The sequence below is a fragment of the Thermoflexibacter ruber genome, from assembly GCF_900113045.1.
Classification (GTDB): domain Bacteria; phylum Bacteroidota; class Bacteroidia; order Cytophagales; family Thermoflexibacteraceae; genus Thermoflexibacter; species Thermoflexibacter ruber.
In genome coordinates this window covers 15,232-36,915 of record NZ_FONY01000036.1, presented here as the reverse complement: position 1 = coordinate 36,915, position 21,684 = coordinate 15,232, and the positions used below count along the sequence as shown (strand labels likewise).

Annotated in this window: 15 protein-coding genes; 6 read left to right on the top strand and 9 right to left on the bottom strand. The window is 37.9% G+C overall.

The window, feature by feature from the left end:
• Window positions 1-97 precede the first annotated feature (97 nt).
• Window positions 98-2,551, bottom strand: a complete 2,454-nt coding sequence (locus tag BM141_RS17380; protein WP_091548741.1) for a hypothetical protein — start codon at window positions 2,549-2,551, stop codon at window positions 98-100.
• Between the two features lie 332 nt (window positions 2,552-2,883).
• Here BM141_RS17380 and BM141_RS17375 point away from each other — a divergent pair, with 332 nt between their 5' ends.
• From BM141_RS17375 to BM141_RS17365, 3 genes are all read left to right on the top strand, one after another.
• Complete coding sequence (locus tag BM141_RS17375) at window positions 2,884-5,832, top strand: SusC/RagA family TonB-linked outer membrane protein (RefSeq protein ID WP_091548756.1); 2,949 nt, start codon at window positions 2,884-2,886, stop codon at window positions 5,830-5,832.
• A 12-nt stretch (window positions 5,833-5,844) separates the two neighbouring features.
• Window positions 5,845-7,530 (top strand): RagB/SusD family nutrient uptake outer membrane protein, encoded by a 1,686-nt coding sequence (locus BM141_RS17370; protein ID WP_091548740.1) that lies wholly within the window; start codon window positions 5,845-5,847, stop codon window positions 7,528-7,530.
• An 82-nt stretch (window positions 7,531-7,612) separates the two neighbouring features.
• Window positions 7,613-9,427 (top strand): alkaline phosphatase, encoded by a 1,815-nt coding sequence (locus BM141_RS17365; protein ID WP_143090974.1) that lies wholly within the window; start codon window positions 7,613-7,615, stop codon window positions 9,425-9,427.
• 23 nt (window positions 9,428-9,450) lie between these two features.
• On the opposite strand, the gene BM141_RS17360 is transcribed toward BM141_RS17365, so the two are convergent.
• The 4 genes from BM141_RS17360 to BM141_RS17345 form a co-directional block, all read right to left on the bottom strand.
• Window positions 9,451-10,803 (bottom strand): DUF4270 family protein, encoded by a 1,353-nt coding sequence (locus tag BM141_RS17360; protein WP_177217434.1) that lies wholly within the window; start codon window positions 10,801-10,803, stop codon window positions 9,451-9,453.
• Window positions 10,804-10,923: 120 nt separating this feature from the next.
• Complete coding sequence (locus tag BM141_RS17355) at window positions 10,924-11,742, bottom strand: glycogen/starch synthase (protein ID WP_091548737.1); 819 nt, start codon at window positions 11,740-11,742, stop codon at window positions 10,924-10,926.
• A gap of 132 nt (window positions 11,743-11,874) precedes the next feature.
• Window positions 11,875-12,366, bottom strand: coding sequence for a hypothetical protein (locus tag BM141_RS17350; RefSeq protein WP_091548736.1), 492 nt, complete (start codon window positions 12,364-12,366; stop codon window positions 11,875-11,877).
• Window positions 12,366-13,211, bottom strand: coding sequence for a hypothetical protein (locus BM141_RS17345; protein ID WP_143090973.1), 846 nt, complete (start codon window positions 13,209-13,211; stop codon window positions 12,366-12,368). Before BM141_RS17345 ends, BM141_RS17350 begins: the two co-directional genes overlap by 1 nt.
• Before the next feature lie 159 nt (window positions 13,212-13,370).
• On the opposite strand from BM141_RS17345, the gene BM141_RS17340 reads away from it, so the two are divergent.
• Complete coding sequence (locus tag BM141_RS17340) at window positions 13,371-15,320, top strand: ABC-F family ATP-binding cassette domain-containing protein (protein WP_091548734.1); 1,950 nt, start codon at window positions 13,371-13,373, stop codon at window positions 15,318-15,320.
• Between the two features lie 52 nt (window positions 15,321-15,372).
• On the opposite strand, the gene bioD is transcribed toward BM141_RS17340, so the two are convergent.
• The 3 genes from bioD to BM141_RS17325 are packed head-to-tail and all read right to left on the bottom strand — an operon-like array spanning window position 15,373 to window position 19,099.
• Window positions 15,373-15,999 (bottom strand): dethiobiotin synthase, encoded by a 627-nt coding sequence (gene bioD / locus BM141_RS17335; RefSeq protein ID WP_177217433.1) that lies wholly within the window; start codon window positions 15,997-15,999, stop codon window positions 15,373-15,375.
• Window positions 16,000-16,018: 19 nt separating this feature from the next.
• Entirely contained in the window at window positions 16,019-16,612 is a 594-nt protein-coding gene (locus BM141_RS17330; RefSeq protein ID WP_091548733.1) for a hypothetical protein, read from the bottom strand.
• A 30-nt stretch (window positions 16,613-16,642) separates the two neighbouring features.
• Window positions 16,643-19,099 carry a penicillin acylase family protein gene (locus BM141_RS17325; RefSeq protein ID WP_091548732.1) on the bottom strand — a complete coding sequence of 819 codons (2,457 nt, stop codon included), beginning with the start codon at window positions 19,097-19,099 and terminating at the stop codon, window positions 16,643-16,645.
• Between the two features lie 382 nt (window positions 19,100-19,481).
• Here BM141_RS17325 and BM141_RS17320 point away from each other — a divergent pair, with 382 nt between their 5' ends.
• Window positions 19,482-19,931 (top strand): hypothetical protein, encoded by a 450-nt coding sequence (locus BM141_RS17320; RefSeq protein WP_091548731.1) that lies wholly within the window; start codon window positions 19,482-19,484, stop codon window positions 19,929-19,931.
• Here the strand turns inward: BM141_RS17320 and BM141_RS17315 are convergent.
• Entirely contained in the window at window positions 19,928-20,140 is a 213-nt protein-coding gene (locus BM141_RS17315) for a hypothetical protein (protein WP_143090972.1), read from the bottom strand. The genes BM141_RS17320 and BM141_RS17315 overlap by 4 nt on opposite strands.
• 142 nt (window positions 20,141-20,282) lie before the next feature.
• Here BM141_RS17315 and BM141_RS23455 point away from each other — a divergent pair, with 142 nt between their 5' ends.
• Entirely contained in the window at window positions 20,283-21,563 is a 1,281-nt protein-coding gene (locus tag BM141_RS23455; protein WP_221407703.1) for a M28 family metallopeptidase, read from the top strand.
• The last annotated feature ends 121 nt before the right edge of the window (window positions 21,564-21,684 follow it).

Sequence of the window (21,684 nt, the reverse complement as noted above, 5' to 3'; positions counted from 1 at the left end):
GTGCATAATAACCATTATGCGGTCTTACCCTCAAAAGTCAAGATGTAGATAGGAGGCAGAAAATAAGAATATTCAGAATTGTTGAATTACTTATTTTTCATTGTTTCAAAAAGGCATATTCATAAACTTTGGGTTCAATTTTTTGAGCTAAAAGTTTCAATGCCTTCCGCAAGTCAGCCATGAACTGATGGTAGGTCTCATCAGCACTTTTATTGTTCATTTTCCCTGCTTCATTTCTGCCTTGAAAATACACTCTAATATCGTAAAGGGAAGCATTTACATCACAGTTTTCTTGTCTATGGTAGTATTTCCACAGCTCAAGACCTGCATTAAAAACCGATGTAGCTTCTGGTGAAAAGTCTAAGGGGGTTGTCCTTATTTTTTCAGGCTCTAATAAAGTTCCATTGCCGTTAGGTTTCAATTTCCCTTTGATATACTTGCTCATAAAGTTGCTTTCAAACATCGCTCTGGCATTTACCTCCTGTTCGGTGAAGGGTATCCAGTGGTTAGTTCCCTCTTTGCTTGAAATGCGATTTTGACTGTGAAACAAAGTAAAAGCCAAGCAATCGTTCTGAAACTCTATATCTTTCTGCCAACCATCGTTGGGGTGCAAAAATTGGTCGCGGTCGTTGAGCCAAGTAGCTTCTATGCAATGCCGAACAGCAAAAGATATGGCTACTTTATGCAAGTTTTTTGATGATATTAAAATATGTACGCCGCCACCTTTCCACTGCTTGGTTATATTATCAATAAAAACAGCGTTCTGATTTTGAAAATCATTTCCTCTTGCCGCAAAATGCCCGATATACTCAGTATTTCCGTTTCCATTGGGTTCTTCTTTTCCAAAAGAACTTAGTGGGATAAAGCGGTTGAGGCTAAATACCGATTTAACGCCAATTTTCTTACCAAATGTATCAAATACATCGGCTTCTATTTCTTGAAACTCCTCCGAGTACATACCGTCCCACACAAAAAATCCGATAGGAAACTTTCCGCTTACATTGTCAAAGGTATGGGATGGGACAAGAAAAATCTTTTTCAGTTTAAAGCGAAAAACCTCTCTGAACTGCGAGAAATTTGCTGATTGAAGGATTTTTATTTTTGAAAAATTGCCAATCTTACAGTTAGGAATTTCTTGGGAAATTCTAATTAAAAATTGTGCAAAAAGCTCATTTGATGCTTTGCTAATTAGCTCTTTGTATCGCTGATACACCTTATTTTCAACGGTAAGTTTCCTTTTGTTTTTGCCCGTTCCTGCTCTTTGTTTTGTAGAACCAGCTTCGGCATAGGGCGGATTGATGTAAATAACTAACTTTTTTCTTTTTTCAGGGTGAGAAATAATATTGTACAAGTTATCGGGCATTTTCCCGCCTTTGGATTTTGGGGCAAACTCATCATTGAGGAAGTCAAATTGGAAAACGTTGTCTTGAAGAAGATTTGCCCCATTTTGGATACGGTCTTTCATCACCTCTACGTCTTGTTTGTCAAGCGTAGATGCCCAAATATGATACTTATTTGTGAGTCCTGCAAGCAGATTGCCTGTTCCTGCGGCGCAGTCCCAAATATAATACTCATCCTGCCAATCCACCCCCAAGACATCAGCAAGGTATTTTTGAGAAAGTTCTACCCAGATTTGAGGAGTGAAAAAACTCCCCTTGCGTTCTCTTACGTCTTGCGGTACAAGTAAATCTCTGCGTTCTACTATGTAATCCCAATATTCTTCTTTGGGAGGCCGTTCGTATCTGTTCCAAAACTGCGTATGGGCTACTTGATTATCTTTGAACTTGGTATAAATAATATCAAACATACCCATATCGTTGAGCCTTTTATCTAACTCATAAATATCCTTTTTGAGTATGACAAATAATTTTTCTTTAAGCGTTTGATTTTCTGATGAAATCAAGTCTGCAAGATAAAAATCGGCTTCTATGATACTTTTTTGCTTTGCCATTTCCCAATTCATAATGATAGTGGGTTTGACTATTTGAAGCCATTTGTTAAATACTGAAATGAAATTGTTTTTATCAATTTTGGTCTTGGTCAAGCCAAATTTACTGACCGTAAAATTGTTCTTAATAAACTTTTTAATTTCTTGGTCGTCTTTGAGGAAATTAAAGAGTAGTGCTTGATTGTCAATGACTGTTTTCACCTTTTCATGTATGAGTTTAAACTCTTTGGTGTCGTAATTTGAAGGTGTAACATTCCAGTTGAAGTCATTGAGGTAAAAAATCTCTTGAATGTCATTGTAAGGAATAAAAGCAATTTTCTCAGCATCAAAAGCACCTAAAAAAGTGGGAGGTAAGTATTTGTCAAAAGTTCTTGCCTTTCCAATAGTCAAGATGAGTTGAACAATAGATTTATAAATGTCTGACGAGCCTTTTTTTGCCTCTGCCCAAAGTAAAGATTCTTGTTCAGCTAATCCTTTTTGACTTTGGTGCATACCTACACAAAAATCTATGTTCCCAATTTCTTTTGTACAGTCATAAATCCAAAAGTAGTCTTGTGCTACTTTGTTCTTTATCTCACCTTCTCTTACGTTTTGATACTTCATTAGCCGTCTATATTGTTCTGTGATAAATTGGTGCTAAAAAGCAGAGTGTACCTTCTATTTTGATTATCCCTTCAAATATAAGGTATTTTTCTGGAAAAAAACGTCTCAGATGTTTCTATTCATTACTGCAATTTTAAATAAATATTAATTAATCAAAAGTTATAGAAAGGCATGCTTTATTTAATTATGAATTGTGCATGAGTGGCTTTTATTTGACTTACCTACCAAGTTAATTTGTAGGTGTTTACTTTTTTAAACTAACAAATTTCAAAATGCAAAAAAACTTACTTTTTCCAAAGAAAAGAGGTTTGTTTCTAACAACCTTTATGATGATGTTTCTGCTTGTTTGGAGTTTTGATACCCAAGCAGGGGAAGTAAAACGCAGGGACTTTAATGTCTCAGGGCGTGTTTTTGATGCCAGTACCAACGAGCCTCTGCTCGGCTGTGCAGTGGTAATTAAAGGCACTAACACGGGTACTACCACAGATGCTAACGGCAACTACTCACTAAGAGTACCTGATGAAAAAGCAATTTTAGTCTTTAGCTTTATTGGCTACGAAAAACAAGAGATAGTAGTAGAGAGCAAGCGTGAGATTAATGTGGCATTGAAGCCTTCAGTAGCGGAATTGGCTCAGGTAGTAGTAGTTGGCTATGGCAGTACGACCAAGAAAGACATGACTGGCGCAGCAAAGTCTATCAAAGAAACTGATTTTAACAGAGGAATTATTACCTCACCTGAGCAAATGCTACAAGGGAAAGTTTCTGGGGTAAACGTGGTTTCTGCAAGTGGGGAGCCTGGTAGCACGCAAAATATTACAATTAGAGGACCTGGAGGCGTTCGTACAGGAAGTACACCTTTGTTTGTATTAGATGGTTTTGCCTTAGACAACTCCAGTACAGGGGGAGCTATCAATCCTTTGACCTTCTTGAACCCACAAGACATTGAATCCATAGATGTACTCAAAGATGCCTCTGCCACTGCTATTTATGGGGCGAGAGGGGCAAACGGGGTCGTATTGATTACCACTAAAAAAGGAAAAGCAGGCTTCTCTTCGGTAAACTTCTCTTCTAATGTAGGTATTTCTAACATGGCTCGTCCTATCGAGGTATTTTCTGCTGACCAATACCGCCAAGAGGTTCGCAATATTGGAGGCAGATTAGAAGACTTGGGAGCGAATACTGATTGGCAAAAAGAAATTAGCAGAACTGCTATTACACAAAACTACAACGTTTCACTCAATGGTGGAGCTAATAACCTTTCTTACTATGCTTCGGTAGGTATGCAAAAGCAAGAAGGTATATTGAAAAACAGCCAGTTGGATATTTACACAGGAAGGATTAATGTAAGCCAGAAGCTATGGGAAGGGAAGTTAAGCATAGACTTAAACCTCAATGCGACAAGTACAAGTAATGTAAGACCTCCCATTGGGAGTTTGGTAGGTGGCGCACTCTCTGGCAACCCGACTTATCCTGCTTATGGTTCTGATGGGCAACCTTTCCAGTTTGTCAGTGGCACGAATCCACTCACTACCTTGCGTTTGGAAAAAGACCAAACGACTATCAATAGAATCATCGGCAATATCTCACCTTCGCTTACTCTCGTTAAAGGTTTGGTCTATAAACTCAATTTTGGTATAGATAATTCTAATTCTGCCAGAGATTTGCAATCGTTGGCTAATGCTGTCCCTCGCCAAGATGGACGTTTGGAAACCAGGAATACCTACAATAGAAACAGACTGATTGAGAACTACTTGACCTATTCTTGGTCAAATACTGACCACAACTTAGTGGCTTTGGCAGGTCATTCTTACCAAAGAATTTTTGTGCAAGGAAGAACCTACAGCGTCAATAGATTTCCTATTACAGACATAGAGCCTATTTATAACCCTGGACTTGGGCAGGAACTCACTTTGGCAAATAATAAACCCACAGGCTATGCACTTATCAATGAACTGCAATCTTTCTTTTCCAGAGTAAACTATCAGTTCAAAGATAAGTATTTGCTTACTGCTACGGTAAGGGCAGACGGTTCTTCTAAATTTGGAGCAAACAATAAATACGGTATATTCCCTTCTATTTCTGCAGGTTGGAGAATTTCAGAAGAGAATTTCCTGAAAAATTCCTTCCTCACAGACCTCAAACTAAGAGCAGGCTGGGGACAAACAGGGAATCAGGAAATTCCTGCGAAAATTACACAAGCTCTATTTACTTCTCAGGTTTCTGCTACGACAAGCTATCCCTTGGACAATACCTCCAACTATCCTGCTGGTACATCTTACTCTCGCTTGGCAAACCCTGATATTCAGTGGGAAGTTTCTACGCAAACAGACATTGGACTTGACTTTGCATTTTTAGGAGGTGCTTTGAGCGGTACTTTAGACTTTTTCAACAAAGTTTCCAATAATATTTTGTTAGAAGTTATCCCTGCTGACCCTGTTCAGCCTGCGGGAACGTTTTGGACAAACGTAAAAGACATGACCATCACCAATAGAGGCTTGGAAGTAGAATTGACTTACAAACGCAAAAGTGAAAGCGGTTTTAGCTATGAAATCGGTGGAAATGCTACTTTTATCAGTAATGTGGTCAAAAATTCACCTTATTCAGTGATTCCTTCGGGTTCTGCCTCTGGCTCCGGACTTACTTCGGCTACTATCAATGGTTATATCAATAACCAACCTATAGGTACATTTTTTATGAGGGAGTTTACGGGCTTTGATGAAAAGGGACTAAGTACTTTCAGAGATTTGGACGGTGATGGAATCATTACAGACAAAGATAGGGTTGCCTTGGGAAGTGCCTTGCCTACTATGCAGTATAACTTTAATCTAAATCTTGCCTATAAGGTATTGGATTTGACCGCTAACTTGAATGGTGTATCTGGCAATAAGATATACGACAATACTGCCAACGCTATTTTCTATAAGCTCAATTTGTCAAGAGGTATTAATACTACAGCTGAGGCTATAGCCTTCCCCAACGAATCGGTCAGTAATGCTGCACCTGTTTCCTCTCGCTATTTGAAAGATGGCTCATTTTTAAGGCTCAACAACCTAATACTTGGCTATGACTTAAATCCTAAAATCATTAGTTTGGATAGGTGGGTCTCTCGCATTAGATTGTCTTTGACAGGTCAAAACCTTTTTGTCATTACCAAATACAATGGTTATGACCCAGAAGTAAACATCGACAGAACCATTAATGGAGTGCTTTCTTATGGGATAGACTACTTGGCTTATCCTAAGGCAAAATCTTTCATCTTTGGACTAAATGTAATTTTCTAAAATCCTAAAAAAATGAAAAAAACACTATATACATTATTGATAGCAAGCATCTTACTTACAACTAATGCTTGTACTAAACTGAATGAAACTATTTTAGACGAAACCTCTGCCACAGGGCTAACAGAGCGTCAAATCGCTGATGGCATCATTGCGCCTGTTTATGCACTTTTACCTAATATTTTCCTGCATACCAACTATTTTGCCTTGCAAGAAATTTCTACTGATGAGGCAATTTTACCTTACAGAGGGGGTACAGATTGGGGAGATAACGGGATTTATATTGCTATGCACACGCATACCTACACCAGTACTGACCCTAACATTAGAAATACTTGGAATTTAATTTTGCAAAGTATATCAAGAGCAGTTACAGCAATAGATGTATTGAAAACAAGCAAAGATGAGCAGTCAAAAGTTTATTTGGCAGAGGCAAAAGCAATGAAAGCTTACTACAATCTACTTTTATTGGATATGTTCGGATTGAGCTTTGTAAAAGAAAATTTGGGCGAAACTTCTAAAATCATCAGAGGTGAAGAGGCTGTAAACTATATTAAAAATGAACTATTAGCTGCTGAGGGAGATTTACTGACCAATGTGGGACCTGGTAGAATGACCAAAGGAGCAGTTTGGGGCTTGTTGGCAAGACTTCACCTCAACGCCGCCGTTTATCGCAATGTCTATGGAAACAGCTTTGACTTTAAAACAGAAGACATGGACAAGGTGATAGAATACTGTGATAAAATCATTAACTCAGGTCAATACCAACTTTCAAGAGATTATTTCGCCATTTTTAACTCTGATAACCATGATAATAAGGAGTTAATCTTCGCAGTCGACCAACGTGCTGAATTAAACGGACACAACCGTATGGCGTATTTTTCGCTCTCTGGCGACCAATTCCCACTTCCCGCCTTCCCAGCCGCAAATGGCACAGACGGACCGGGTATTACGCCAGACTATTACCGAACTTGGGTAAATGCCTATGCTCCCCAAGACCCTACTGTCGACCCAAGATTTTACAGACAAAATCTCTCTATCTACTCTAATCCTGCAGACTCTTGCGTATCAGAAGCCAATTTCAACATGAATCGTGGTATTCTTAGAGGGCAACAATACGGACTGATTCGCAGAAATGGCGTTTTTGTTAGATGTGGTAATGGTAGTTTCAAAGTAGGCAGACTTTTTCATGACACGCGTAATAGACCTACGCTGCCTGTGGATTTTACCGAACAGATAGACTTTACAGTAGCCGGTAGCAACTACAACACAGGCTATAGAGTGCTAAAATACGAGTTTAGCAGAAAATCCTCCTCAGGTAGAAATTTGGGAGATGCAGACATCATCATTCTCCGCTTAGCAGATATTTATTTGATGAGAGCAGAAGCTAAGTTGAGAAAAAGTAATGATGCGGCTGGGGCTTTGACCGATGTAAATACATTAAGAGCCTCTCGTAGCTTAACAACTCCTCCGCCTCCGCTGAATACTATGTCTTTGGAATTGCTTTACAGAGAAAGAGGCTTTGAATTGTATTGGGAAATGGTACGCCGTACAGATATGATTCGCTTTGGGAAATACGAAGACAGATGGACTGAGAAAACAAACTCAGACAAAAACAAACGCATTTTCCCGATTCCACAAACTGCCATAGACGGAGCATCCAATATTCCTAATTATTTGGTGCAGAATCCTGGGTACTAAGTTTTTGTGAAAATATGATAGTAAAATGTTGTAATACAACGTTCCACTATCATATTTTTGTACTATAAATCCAATTAAAACAGTGAAAAATAATACCCTATTATACTTTTATTGCTATCCGTTCAGGTTAGTGCGTAGGTCTATGTGTATTTTTTTGTGTTGTTTTTTTCTCTTTCTGACCTATCAAACAGCCCAATCACAAATACCACTTCCTAATGCCTTTGCCCACAACGACTACGAGCATGAGCGTCCTTTGTTCGATGCACTACAACAAGGCTTTACTAACATAGAAGCGGATATTCATTTGGTCAATGGAGAATTGTATGTTTCTCACGATAGACCTAAAAGTAGTGCCTCTCTACTTAAAGATTTATATCTCAAGCCCTTACAGCAAATCTTAAAGAAAAATCAAGGGCGTATTTATCCTGATTGGAATGGGACATTCTTGCTAATGATTGATATTAAAACTGAGGCTTCTCGTACTTATCAGGTGCTGAAGGAGCAGCTCAAACAATTTCCTGAATTGCTTAACAATCCTTATTTTAAAATTTTTATTTCAGGAAATCGCCCTTTTGAGGAAATTAGAAATGAAGCACTTAGATATGCAGGTATTGACGGCAGACCAGAGGACTTAGGCAAGGATTATTCTTACAATTTTATGCCTGTGATTAGCGATAGGTTCTCGGCTGTTTGTAATTGGAATGGAAAAGGCGAAATACCTGCAAGTGAATGGCAAAAAATTAAAAACTTAGCAGATAAAGTGCATTTAGAAGGCAAAAAATTAAGGTTTTGGGCAATCCCCGACCAAGCCAATGTTTGGAATACATTGCTCAAGGCAGGCGTAGATTTCATCAATACAGATAGACTCTCTGCTTTAAGTGCCTTTTTGAATAAAAAACCGACTAAAGTAATCCTAATGATAGGAGATGGCATGGGAACAGCTCAAATATTTGCAGGATTGACGGCTAATCATGGGCAACTGAATCTGATGCGTTGTCAGCAATTTGGATTTCATCTGTCCCAACCAGCCCCTGTTTCAGGCTTCATTACTGATTCAGCAGCAGGAGCAACCGCTTTTTCCACAGGGCAAAAAACTTACAACAAAGCAATAGGCGTAGATACTTTAAAGCAACCACTTGCTACTTTGATAGAAATTGCTGAAAAATACAACCTTGCCACAGGATTGGTTGCCTCCTGTGCCATTACTGAGGCTACATTAGCCGCTTTTTATGCACATCAGCCTTATCGAGAAATGGAAGAGGAAATTGCGCTGGATTTTTTGAAAAGCAATATAGACGTGGCAATTGGTGGAGGGAAAAAGCGTTTCACCAATAGAAAAGACGGAAAAAATTTATTAACACAATTAAAAGAACAAAAATATCAAATTGCAGATTTGAATGATGATTTTACTCAATATTCCAAAGGTAAATTGGTAGCTTTCACTGCTGAGGAACATCCTAAAAGTATCAAAGACGGCAGAGATAACCAACTCAGCCAAGGCACGCAAACCGCCATTCAAATACTTAATCAGAATGAAGAAGGTTTCTTTTTGGTAGTAGAAGGCTCACAAATAGATTGGGGCGGACACTTCAACGATGCCGAGTACATTGCCAAAGAAATGGTCGATTTTGACCAAGCAATAGGTATAGCCTTAGATTTTGCAGAAAAAGATGGGAATACTTTGGTTGTCATTACTGCTGACCACGAAACAGGAGGTCTAACAATTAATGATGGTAATTTCGAGAAAGGGACTTTTGAAGGTAAATTTACCACCAAGCAACATACAGCAGTAATGATTCCTGTATTTGCATACGGTTGTGGAGCAGAGAATTTTGCGGGAATTTACCCCAATACAGCCATTTTTGATAAAATTGTAAAGGTGCTATTTAACCGATAAAAAGAGGATGAAACCCTTATTTTTTACCTTGTAATTACGGTGTAATACACCAGCAATTTCATCTTATTAGGAGCTTTGCTATCTCCAAAACTTGCATAATCAATAGAAGAAAGCAAGCGTTCTGGAATAATAAATAGCCCTGTATCTTCGATAGTTTTGTTCATCAAAGCCTGCACATAAGAGGTGATAATCACAGGCTGATACGACCTGCCGTTACTGATATAAGGCATAGTTAAAATGCTTTGTGAACTGAAGCTACTGGCAGTTTCAAAAAGCAAGAAACGCGGAATAGTTGTATTGGGATAGGTATCAAACAAACCCGCTTTGTTAGCTACTATGAACCTAAGATTGGGAAGCGTCTGATTGGTAAGAAGGTTTTGAAAATTTTGTTGCGAAGGCTCTATGACTAACTCCGCTCTATTGACAATGATATTTTTATCTTTACTAAATCCATACAAAGAAGGGAACTTGATAAGCGTAGCTATACCTATGCCTCCCATGACGTAACATTGATTATCCAAGAGAGAAGTAGGCACAGGAGCGTTTACTCTCAAATTTTTTAAGTGTGGAGTTTGCGAAAAATCATACTGCATACTGCTGAAGATAATACCTACTCCATTTAATCCAGAGAAAAATAAATTGCGTACTTTGGCAGAGGCATCAGAGGTATTATTTTTAAAGGTAATCGTCATACGAGTAGAATTATTGCGGTCATTGGGGTCAAAGGCAAAAATGAGATTTGCTGAGCCTTCCATAGAAATACGTAGTCCTTTAAAAAATTGCTCAAAGCCTTCTTGGGTTTTTAAAGCATCTGTATCATTTTTACCAATAATTTCTTTTGCAAAACTTTGGGCTAACTTGATTTCTATGGTAGTTCCTGCCTTTACTTTGGTTTGAGTACTTCCTAATAATCTTGCTATTGGAAATTTATCTCTGCTATGATAGTTAAACTTTTTGGAGGAGAGGGCTTCAGTTATCTGATGTACATTGATAGTTACTGCTTTGGAGGTATCTCCATAACTGCTACTTATGAACAAATAAAGGGCAATAGTGGCGGAATCAGCTAATACTGTCGGATTCTGGGCATCTGTGAAGCTAAGACCATTGGTAGGAACGAGAAAACTACCAAAGACGGAAGAAGTAATTTTTCCAAAGTTTTTATCGTTCAATGAGCCTACGATGGCTCTCCCAGAAGCATCATTGATAGTAGTATTGATAGTATCAAATAATTTGACACTGGACTCTATCGTAAATGTATCTGTAAAAAAGGCACTAATACGCTGGTCTTCTCTTTGTAAGTCAAGTCCTAATTTTATAGGGTCATCACAAGCAAATAAAATCAGGATTACTGCAAGCAATAATCCTGATGTGGTCATATTTCTAATCATTAGAATTTTCAATCTATTGGTATATTGCGTACAAATTTCTTTTTTAAAAGAAGATTTGACAAGAAATCTGTGTTAATCTGTGTTAAGTTAGAAGCGAAATAATCACAACTAACAGCTAACTAATTCATTATAGATGTGATAATGCCTTTCAGAAAACTCATCAGAATCATCATCTTCTAATGACGCAAATTTGGTATGCCCCGTTGCAGGAAGTACATCATCAGAGCGACTACTATTGCCATTATTTATCTTAATCACGGTATCTGCATAAGCTGCTCCAATATTGATAAATCCGCTGTAATCTGCGGTTTGCAAAGGAGAGAGTGCCTCATCGTCTATATCGAGCATTTTAGCTTTCCAAAGTAAACTTTGGTCAAACTTATAATTAAAGTCATTATCAAAATAAGTAAATACAGTCTTTGCATCTTTGAAAACAGGGTCATTCTTATAAGTAGTTTTCAAATACATAGGAATCAAACTTGTCATCCAATCGTTGCAGTGAACTATGTCAGGCGACCAGCCCAATTTTTTGATAGTTTCTATCACTCCTTTGCAGAAGAAAATAGCACGCTCATCATTGTCTTCGTAAAATTTGTTGTCTTTGTCGGTAAATACAGATTTGCGGTGAAAATAATCTTCGTTGTCTATGAAATATACTTGGAGTTTGGCATTGGGAATGGAAGCTACTTTAATAATCAAGGGTTTCTCTTCATCTCCTACGGTAATATTGATTCCTGAAAGTCTAACTACTTCATGCAGTCGGTTTTTCCGCTCATTGATTAGTCCAAATCTCGGCACTAATATTCTGATTTCCATACCTTTTTCTTGCATTGCTTGTGGCAGTTTGCGCACATAGTCAGACACGTATGTTGTTTTCAGGAAAGGGTCTATTTCACTGGAAACATAGAGAATCTTGTACTTTGACATATTCTTTATATGGATTTATTTGTGGAAATTTCAAATACGGTGCAAAATTACAAATTTTTTTTCAATAAATCAATAGGAATTAGCATATTAATATTAATATTGCAACGATTTTGGGCAAATCATTGCCTTTCTTCAAGGAAACTCTTTGGCTAATCTGCTAAAAATCAAATTTAGTTTATCTACTAATTGGAAAGGACTCTTGCCTTCGCAGTTCAATACAAGGGGAAATTCGTACCTAATTGTTTTATTTTTATTTCTTTCTTTGAGGGTAATAGAAAACTCTTTTTTGGTATTACTGTTACAGCGATGTTTTTTCTTGTGAAACTCTCCTACTCCACATAGCCACTCCAAATCACTCATATTCATTTTTCTAATCAAATTGACTACTTCAAGATTGGTAGTAATGTCTATTTTGGCTCTGCCTGCTTTCTTTACTTGTGCCTCAGTCCCATATTCGCATCGCAAGTAATAATATTTTCCATTTTCATAACGAATGCCTTTCGAACAAGGAATCTTACCTAATTCATAAAAAATAATGTGTACTTCTTTGAATAAAACGTCATTTTGGGCATAAACAATATTAGAAAACAGCACAAAAAGTAGCAGGCGCGGGATTTTTCCCATTACCAGTCAGGTTTGTTTTTATTTGTTTTTTTCGTTGGCTTTTTCTTATTCTGCTGAAGGTATTGCACTTCGTTATTTTTCATAGCTTCTAAAATCATTTTGGCTTGCTCCTCTGTGAGGTTCATTTGTTGCAAGCGTTGAGCGCGTCTTTCCATTGCTTCTTTTTCTTCTTCTTTGCCTTTTTTGTCGCTCTCGTCATCTTTTTCCCCTTGCTCTTTTTTCCCATCAGCTTTGTCATCTTTTCCGTCTTTTTCCTGCTTATCGCCCTTGTCTTTCTGCTCGCCTTTTTCGTCTTGCTCTTTCTTTTGCTGTTGTTCTTTTGGTTGCTGTTGCTTTTGTTGTTGCTCTTTGTCCTGCTGTTGTTTATCCTTATTCTGCTGGTTTTGTTTGTCTTGCTGTTGTTGCTTTCTTTGTTCTTCTAAGAGTTTCTTGGTCAGTTCGTAGTTATGCCTTGCTTCTTCGTTGTTGGGTTCGGCTTTCAAAGATTCCTTAAAAAATTTCAGGGCTTCTTCGTATTTTTTCCCATTAGCTTTGATGACGCCCATTTGCTGATAAGCTACTGATTTGATATGATTATCCTTAGAAAGCATCAATTTGCTATAAGCATTGATAGCTGTGGTGTCCTTGTTCATAAAATAAGCATGAGCGAGATTGAGCAGTACAGGCTCATCATTTACCCCCATATCTACCAACTGCTTGTATCGATTAATCGCTACATTATACTGTCCGCTTTTGTAGGCTGCCTCAGCCTCCTCTTTTAACCGATTAATTTTAGCTATTTTCCCAATATCAAAGTCGGCTTCTGCCCACAATAGCACGCATACATACAAAAGTATTTTCATCATCTTTCTTGTCTTTTACCAAATCAACCTCAAATATAATACAAAAAGCACTTTTGTCAAGCAAAAAAAAGTTAAAGGCTTTGGACAATCAATTTGTCAAATACTCAATACTTTCATTTTATCTTTTTTTAAAAATATGGATTTTTGCCTTACCTTTGCGGCATGATTGCGATAAATAACATCTCGTTTTATTTTGGTAGCCGAGTGATGTACGAAGAGGCTTCCTTGCACATTAAGCCCAAAGACAAAATAGGGCTGATTGGGGCGAACGGCACAGGCAAATCTACACTTTTGCGACTAATCATGGGTGAGTACCAACCCGATGCGGGTAGTATTTCCAAAGCCAACGATTGTACGATAGGCTTCTTGAACCAAGACTTGCTTTCTTATGATACAGGGGATAGCATTCTCTCGGTGGCAATGGAGGCTTTTGCTCGCCAAAATGAGTTACAGCATCAAATAGATAGTATTTTACATCAGATAGAAACAAACTATGATGACAAACTCATAGAAAAATTAGGCAAGTTGCAAGAGGAGTTTGAGCATTTGGGAGGGTACACAATTCAGTCAGAGGCAGAAGCTATTTTAGAAGGTTTGGGTTTTGCGACCAAAGATTTGCAGAGACCTTTGAGGGAGTTTTCGGGAGGGTGGCGTATGCGCGTAATGCTGGCTAAGTTGCTCCTGATGAAGCCCTCTTTGCTCATGCTTGACGAGCCTACTAACCACTTAGACCTGCCCTCTATTCAGTGGATTGAAGAGTATTTGCAAACCTATGAGGGAGCATATATTGTAGTTTCCCACGATAGGGAGTTTTTAGACAATGTAGCAAAAACTACTGTCGAGGTTTCGCAAGGCAAGCTAAATGTCTATGCAGGGAACTATTCTTTTTACTTAGAAGAGAGAGCTTTGCGGAGAGAAATTCAGCAAAATGCCTATGAAAATCAGCAACAGCAAATCCGCCAAATGGAGCGTTTCATAGAGCGTTTCAAGGCAAAAGCATCTAAGGCGACTCAGGCGCAATCAAGAGTAAAAGCCTTAGAGAAAATGGAATTAATTGAGGCGGTGGAAGATGAGAACGCTACCGTGCATTTTCGCTTTACTTTTGACCAACAACCGGGGCGCAGATTATTTGAAGTCAAAAACCTATCAAAGTCTTACGGAGATTTGCACTTATTGAAAAACACGGATTTGGTCATCGAGAGAGGGGACAAAATTGCTTTGATAGGAGCAAACGGCAGAGGAAAATCTACTCTCCTTCGGATTATTAACGGGACAGAGCAATTTGAGGGAGAAAGCAAACTTGGCTACAATGTAAAAATTGCTATGTACGCTCAGCATCAGTTAGAAGTCTTGAATTTAGAAAATACAATTATAGATGAACTCAAAGAATCTGGTACGCAACGTACAGAGACAGAGTTAAGGACTATCTTAGGTTGCTTTCTTTTCACTGGTGAAGATGTTTTCAAAAAAATCAAGGTGCTTTCAGGTGGAGAAAAGTCGCGTGTGGCTTTGGCTTTGACCTTGATTTCTGCCTCCAATTTCTTGCTCTTAGATGAACCTACCAACCACTTGGATATGCAATCTGTCAATATCTTAGTCCAAGCCTTACAGCAGTACGAAGGCTCTTTTGTGGTAGTTTCTCACGATAGGCACTTTGTTTCTCAAATAGCCAATAAAATTTGGTGGATTGAAAATCAAGAGTTGAAAGAATATTTAGGGACTTATGAGGAGTTCAAGTATTGGGATAGCCAACGTCAAAAAAATATCATCAACTCTCCCAAAGATAACAAGCCTGAAACCCAAGTGAAAACCCAGCAGAATAATAGTACAAGTAAAAATGGGGCGGCTAATAACAACACCTCAGATGAGGTAAAAAAAGAACTAAAGAAGGTGCAAAAGCAATTAGAAGATATTGAGAATCAAATCAGTGCATTAGAAGAAGAAAAGAAAAATTTAGAGTTGGATATGACTAAGCCTGAGATTTTTAACGATGGGAAAAAATTAGCCAGTACCAATGAAAAGTTTAAGCAAACTTCTCAGCAGTTAGAAAAACTCAGCGGCGAATGGGAGAAAGTCATGCTACACATAGAGGAGTTGAACATGAAAGCATGAATTTTCTAAAAGCCTATATTTAGCTACTCAGGACTTGGGCAAAAGTTTTAGCTTACTTACCAAAAATATTTTTTATCTGGCTTGCATACCTGCTTACTACCTCTTTGTCAATTTTCTCCTCCTTTTTTACACTAAACAAAAGAGGAAAAGGACAGTGCTTCAATATAATACTCTCTGAGGCTGCGACAGGCGATTGATTGAATACTATGCCCTTGATGCTAAATTTTTGGTATGATGCTCTACGAGTTAGCTCATTGATAGACAACAAAGTGTGATTGATGCTACCTAAGTAAAGATTGGCAACCAAAACTACCTCTGCCTCAAACTTGTCGGCTAAATCTATCACAAAGTCCTGCTCATTCAGGGGGACTAACAAACCTCCTGCTCCTTCTATGACTAAATGATTATTGGTTTCAGGAAGATGAATGTGTGAAAGCGTAATCCTTACTCCGTCAATATCAGCAGAAGCATGAGGGGACAGAGGTTGCGTAAGACAGTAAGCCTCTTTGTGAAAGTAGGAACGAGGATTGCTTACCAAAGAACGAACAGTATCTGTATCTCTCGGAAGTCCTGACTGCACAGGCTTCCAATAATCTGCCTGCAGTGCTTCTGTAATGATAGCACTCACAAGACTTTTGCCGCTGTCTGTTCCTATTGCTGTGATAAAAAGTCGCATCATTGATAAAATTAAACTGTTACTAAGCAAATATGCTACTTCTTACAGTAAGGTCGTATTGGATTCCGTATTGAGCGAAAAGGTCTGCAAAACCATCTAAAAAATTTTCCTTATCCACTAACTGCTTATGCAGTTTATTTTCATGTCTATATGAAAGCAAGCTATTCTCAGTAGTAAAAACAATAAAAATCTTGGTTTGTGGACTAAGCGTAAATTCAAAATTTACTTCATGCAAAAATTCTTCTACATGAATGACTAACTTAGGGGCTTGGTAATGCAAGGAAAAAATTTGTATAAATAAGTCTGCAAACTGACGCAAAAATGATTGGCTAATGGAGATAACATTGTTGAGATGAGGCGAAGTAAGCACTATCTTTTCCAAATCAACTATATGTTTTTGAATAAATTGCTGAAAAGAAATCGTATTGATAGAAGCATCATCTATATTTTTTGCAAAAAGAGAAACAGGATATAAGCCATCATAGGCGATGTTGTTAATAGCACTATGGAAAAAACTGACCTGATTTCCGATAATACTTGGCAAATAGTTGCTTTGTGTCTGTCTATAAAACGAAGGAGAACTGCTCACCTCTTTAATGTTATTTGCGCCTTTCATTATATTCAAGATAGTCTAAGTCTTATAACTCTATTTTTTAGGTTCTAAGGACTGCGTAAAAATTAATCTTTTGTGTTTTTCCGAAGGTGATTTTAGGAAAAGCAAGGGATAGTATTCTCCTCTTTCCCAATAGTCGACCATGTTGTCGTAGTAAAAACTGCCTGCATTGCCCGACTGCCCACCGGGATACACTCCGTAGCCTTTTACTCCGCTTTTATCCATTTCCACTATCATTCGCCAAGAAGGTCCATTTCGGCTACTTGTGGCATTGACTATGCCTGCATTCCCTCCATTCAAAGCCACTTTATCAAAAGAGTTAAATTGAGGAACAAGGTGTTTGATAGTAGTTTTTTTGAAATAAGTCCATTGCATAGGCACGTTAGGGTTGGCTTTTTTCCAGTTGGCTATGCTGTCAAGAGCTTGCTTGAAAGAGAGTTGGATAAGTTCTTTAGCTGTTTCTTTCTCAGGTGTATCTTTGATGTCCATGAACTCAAAAGTAGGCTTTTCTTTCAACAATTTAATGGAGTTGAAATTATCAGGGAGATTGAGCATAATGTCTTTTCTCTGCATCTCGTCCCAAATCAAGGGTTTGAGTTTTCGCCACCATACCTCATAATACACAGGGGCAGAAAGCATAGGGTCATTATAAAAGTTCCATTCTAAAAGGATTTTGTAAGCCTCTTTGCCTTCGGGAGTAAGGGTTTCGGGATTTAGCTGTGTTAAAAAATAAGGTAAACTTTCTGAGGCTTGCAGGTTATAATTATCGTTTTGCAAGCGTTTCATGTCATCTACGGTAATATTTTTCAAACTGTCTAATACTTTGTTAATGCGGCGATTGCGGTAATGCTCAAAATTGGAGGCATTGACATAGTACGGATAAGTACTATCCGCAGGGTGTTGATTTGCCGAGCTAACAAAACCGCGAGGTGGGTTGTACTGGTTTACATTATGCTTAGTAGGGATAAAACCCTGCCATGCTTGCGAGGACTGCGTACCGTCCAGAGGAAATTTGCCTTGCCCTTTCCATTTGAGCGGGTATTTGCCTTGAATAGACATAGCTACCTCCCCTTTGACAGAAGCAAAAGCAAAATTTTGGGCTGGGGAACTATAATATTGCAAAGCGTCTAAAAAGTCAGCATAATTTTTTGCTCTATTTAGCTTGTAAAAAGTCAGCAGTTCCGCAGACGGGTCATGGGCAATCCAACGCATAGCAAAAGGAATTTTTTGGTTTTTAGAGCCAAATTTGTCATCATACGTTACAGGTCCCCAGACTGTATAACATACGGTATCTATCAAACTTGCTTTCCCTCTAATTTTTATTTCTTCTACTACTTTTTTGGTTTGGACGTACTTGTCATCAAGCACGTACTCGTTTTTCGTATTATCTCGGAATTTGATTTGATACCAGTCCACCAAATCTCTTTGGGCATTGGTAACACCCCAAGCGATAGAATCGGTAAAGCCAATGATGACCGAAGGGGCACCCGGCAAGGTAACACCATAAACATTCATAGTTGGGCTTTGCAGCTGCATCTCGTACCAAATAGAGGGCAGGCTCAGTGCTAAGTGAGGGTCATCGCAGAGAATAGCGTTGCCCGAAGCCGTTTTTGTACCTGCTACTGCCCAGTTGTTGCTCCCCACCCCTTTTTCTGGACGTGTATTGTAGCGTTGTTGGATATATTCCCCAATGATGTTAGGGCTAAGTTTAGGTGTTTGCACAGGCACAGGCGTAAAATTCCACTGTTTAGGTTGATTGACTATGGGGTCTTGTTCGGGTTGCATATCAGGGTAAAGTACATCTATAAACTGCTTCCCGAAAAGCCTAAGTGCATTTGCCATCTCAAAATCTGCCTCGCCTCTGTTTAGCGTGAGTGCCATATTTTTAAGTAATAAAGCACTTTTAATAGGTGTCCACTCCTCAGGAGCATAGTCTAAAATTTTATATTCTACAGGGAAATCTTTGTAAGTCAGAGTTTTAATGTAGGCATTTACTCCTCTATTGTATGCTTCACCAACGGCTTTCATTTGAGGCAGCGTATCTAAGGCTTTCAAAAAGTTTTGCGCCCCATAGACCATGCCTATTCTCCTTCTTTCTCGGTCAAACTCTACGGCAAGTTCTCCTACAATTTCGCTTACCCGCCCTGCCGCTGCATGAGTTTGGAACTCCATTTGCCAAAGGCGGTGCTGAGCGGTAACGTAACCCTGCAAAAAATAAATGTCCTCATCGTTTTCAGCAAAAATATGAGGAACTAATTTGTCGTCATATACTATGGTCGCCCTCCCCTTCAATCCTTCTAAGGACAAGTTTTGAGTGGGGTTGTCCTTAGCAAAATTTTTTGGTTCGGAATTATGCCAAAAGCCTGCAAAAGGGTCAAGCAACTTACCAAGTGGGGGGACGGGTATATTACTTGCTACTTGGCGGTTATCAAGCAAATAAATTAGGGTAACAGTCAGAGCTAAAAAAAAGAAAAATCGGATAAATTTCATTGGTTATGGATAGTTTGTAGAATAACATAAAAAATCAGTAAATAAATAAGCCTCTCTAAACAAGATATTTACAGAAAACTGCTGTGAAATTAGTATTTAGAACGAAAAGAGAAAAGAAAAATTAGGTTTTTGTAAGGAAAAATGTAAAAGAAAAAAGCTTATTCTTAATTTTGATGAAAAGAAAGGCTCGTTTCATCTAACTTTCTGAAATAGACAAATTTTGACCTAATTTTTTGAACTGGTTGCAAAATATAAATTTACTTCTAAATTTGTAGTCTAATATTTGCAGAGTTTTAGCTGATTTGCAGAGTAAAATTTTAGACTGAATTACTCCCAAAAAATTACATTTTTCCTACTGTTTTTGATTAAAGTCCCGAGCATTATGAGCAACCAAGAAGTTGAGCTATTATACGAAAATTACCAAAAACACAGTAATACTAAACTTAGTCAAGATAAGTTTATTACGCTTCTAACTTTTTTCCCTGCTGTTCAGGTACTTACTGCTGACGGAGAAATAGACAGGGAAGAGTGGGTTTACGTTCAGTATATTGCCAAATCTATGGCAGAAACCTACAAAGATGAACTTCCAAATAGGTACGAACTTATAGACTTGCAACATACCTACGAGGAGGAACTTTCTTTTATCTTGAAAAATATGGACAGGTGGTCTGAAAAATTTACGATAGGACTGAAAAGTTATCTTAAAGAGATGCCTGAAGTCAAAGAAATAGTTTTTGATGTAATGTATATGTTTGCTGATGCTTCTAATGATATATCCAAAGCAGAAAAAGAAATGATAGATAACCTAAAAGCAGAATTAGAACTTGCTTAGTCTATGCCCCCCAATATCCATATCAGCAACAAGCAAATTACTACAATGATGAAAGCTAAAGTTTTCCTATCTCTGTACCACATCTTCCTAATGCCCTCTGGTGTATGAAGTTGGTGATAGGTTGTAATAAATCTATTAAAATTCTTATACTTTTGTATCGTCTGAACATCAGGGTCAGGTTGCTCTATGTTTACTTTTATTTTTGACACTTGCTTTAAATCTAATTTTAACAATTTTGAAACACTCAAAAATAAGTATTAGTTTGTCAAAACTATTCCTCTATATGCTTTTAACAGTTTTTAATGCAAATTTACTTGGTGTGTTTGTTTGTATGTAATTATCTTAAATCCTATGAAAAAATACAGAGAAATTCTTTTTATCCTATTTTATACCTTGCTTTTGTTAGCTAATGATGCCTCTGCTCAAGACATGCAAAGAGCAAAGCAAACGGTAGCAGACCTCTGTTCTCCACAAATGTATGGAAGAGGCTACCTTGCCAATGGAGATAAAATCGCTGCTAAGTATATTGCCAATCGCTTGGAAAAGGCTGGTGCAAAAAAGTTTAACGATAGCTATTTTCAAAATTTCTCTTTGAATATCAATACTTTCCCTGACAAGGTGCAGTTAGAGATAGATGGGAAAAAACTTGATTTAGGAGCAGAGTTCATTGTTAGCCCTATTTCTACCTCAGGTTCTGGAAGTGGTCAGGCTTACTTTTTGGACAGTTTGATTTTTACTGAAAACGTAGAGGCAAGACAAGCCTTTTTAAAAGAAGATTTAACCAACAGAATTATTATTTTTAATGGGAAAGACTACCCTAAAATAGCAGACCTACCTACTTCTTTGGTCAGGAAATTTTACGAAGCGAAGGCTTTTATCAGCATAGAAAACAAACTCACTATGTCTTTAGCCAATACGCAACTTTCCAAACCTACTTTTTCTGTTTTAGAGAGTAAGTTGCCTTCTAACGCAAAGAAGATAAAGTTTGCCTTAGAAGCTAAGTTAGTAGAAAACTATATTACTCAAAATGTAATCGGCTATTGGGAAGGAACAGCAAAGGCAGATTCCTTTATTGTCTTTACAGCACATTATGACCACTTAGGGGGGATAGGAAAGAAAATATACTTTGCAGGGGCAAACGACAATGCCAGTGGAATTGCTTTGTTATTGGAATTATTGGAGTATTACAAGCAAAACAGACCAACTTATTCTGTAGCTTTCTTATTTTTTGGAGCCGAAGAAGCAGGTTTGCTTGGCTCAAAGTTTTATACTGAAAACCCTCTGTTTCCGCTTTCTCAGATTAAGTTCTTAATTAACTTGGACTTGGTGGGGACAGGAATAGAAGGGATTACCATAGTCAATGCTACCGTTTTTTCTCAAGAGTTCTCCATTTTAGAGCAAATCAATCAGGAGAAAAATCTTTTTTCACAAGTACGAAAGCGGGGAAAAGCGGCAAACTCAGACCATTATTTTTTTACAGAAAAGGGAGTAAAATCTTTTTTTATATACACTTTGGGAGGCATACAAGCCTATCACGACATTTATGATAAGGCAGAAGCCTTACCTTTGAGCCATTATGAAAACTTATTTCAGTTATTGACAGTGTTTGTTGAGAGGTTTGCTTTTAAGTAAACATGTATAACCTATTTGATTATTAACACTTCTAATTTTGATTGCAGACATTCCTGTTTTATCTTTATCTTATCAAACGTCTGTTTAACAATATCTAATGAAAATGAAAAAATCTTTACAA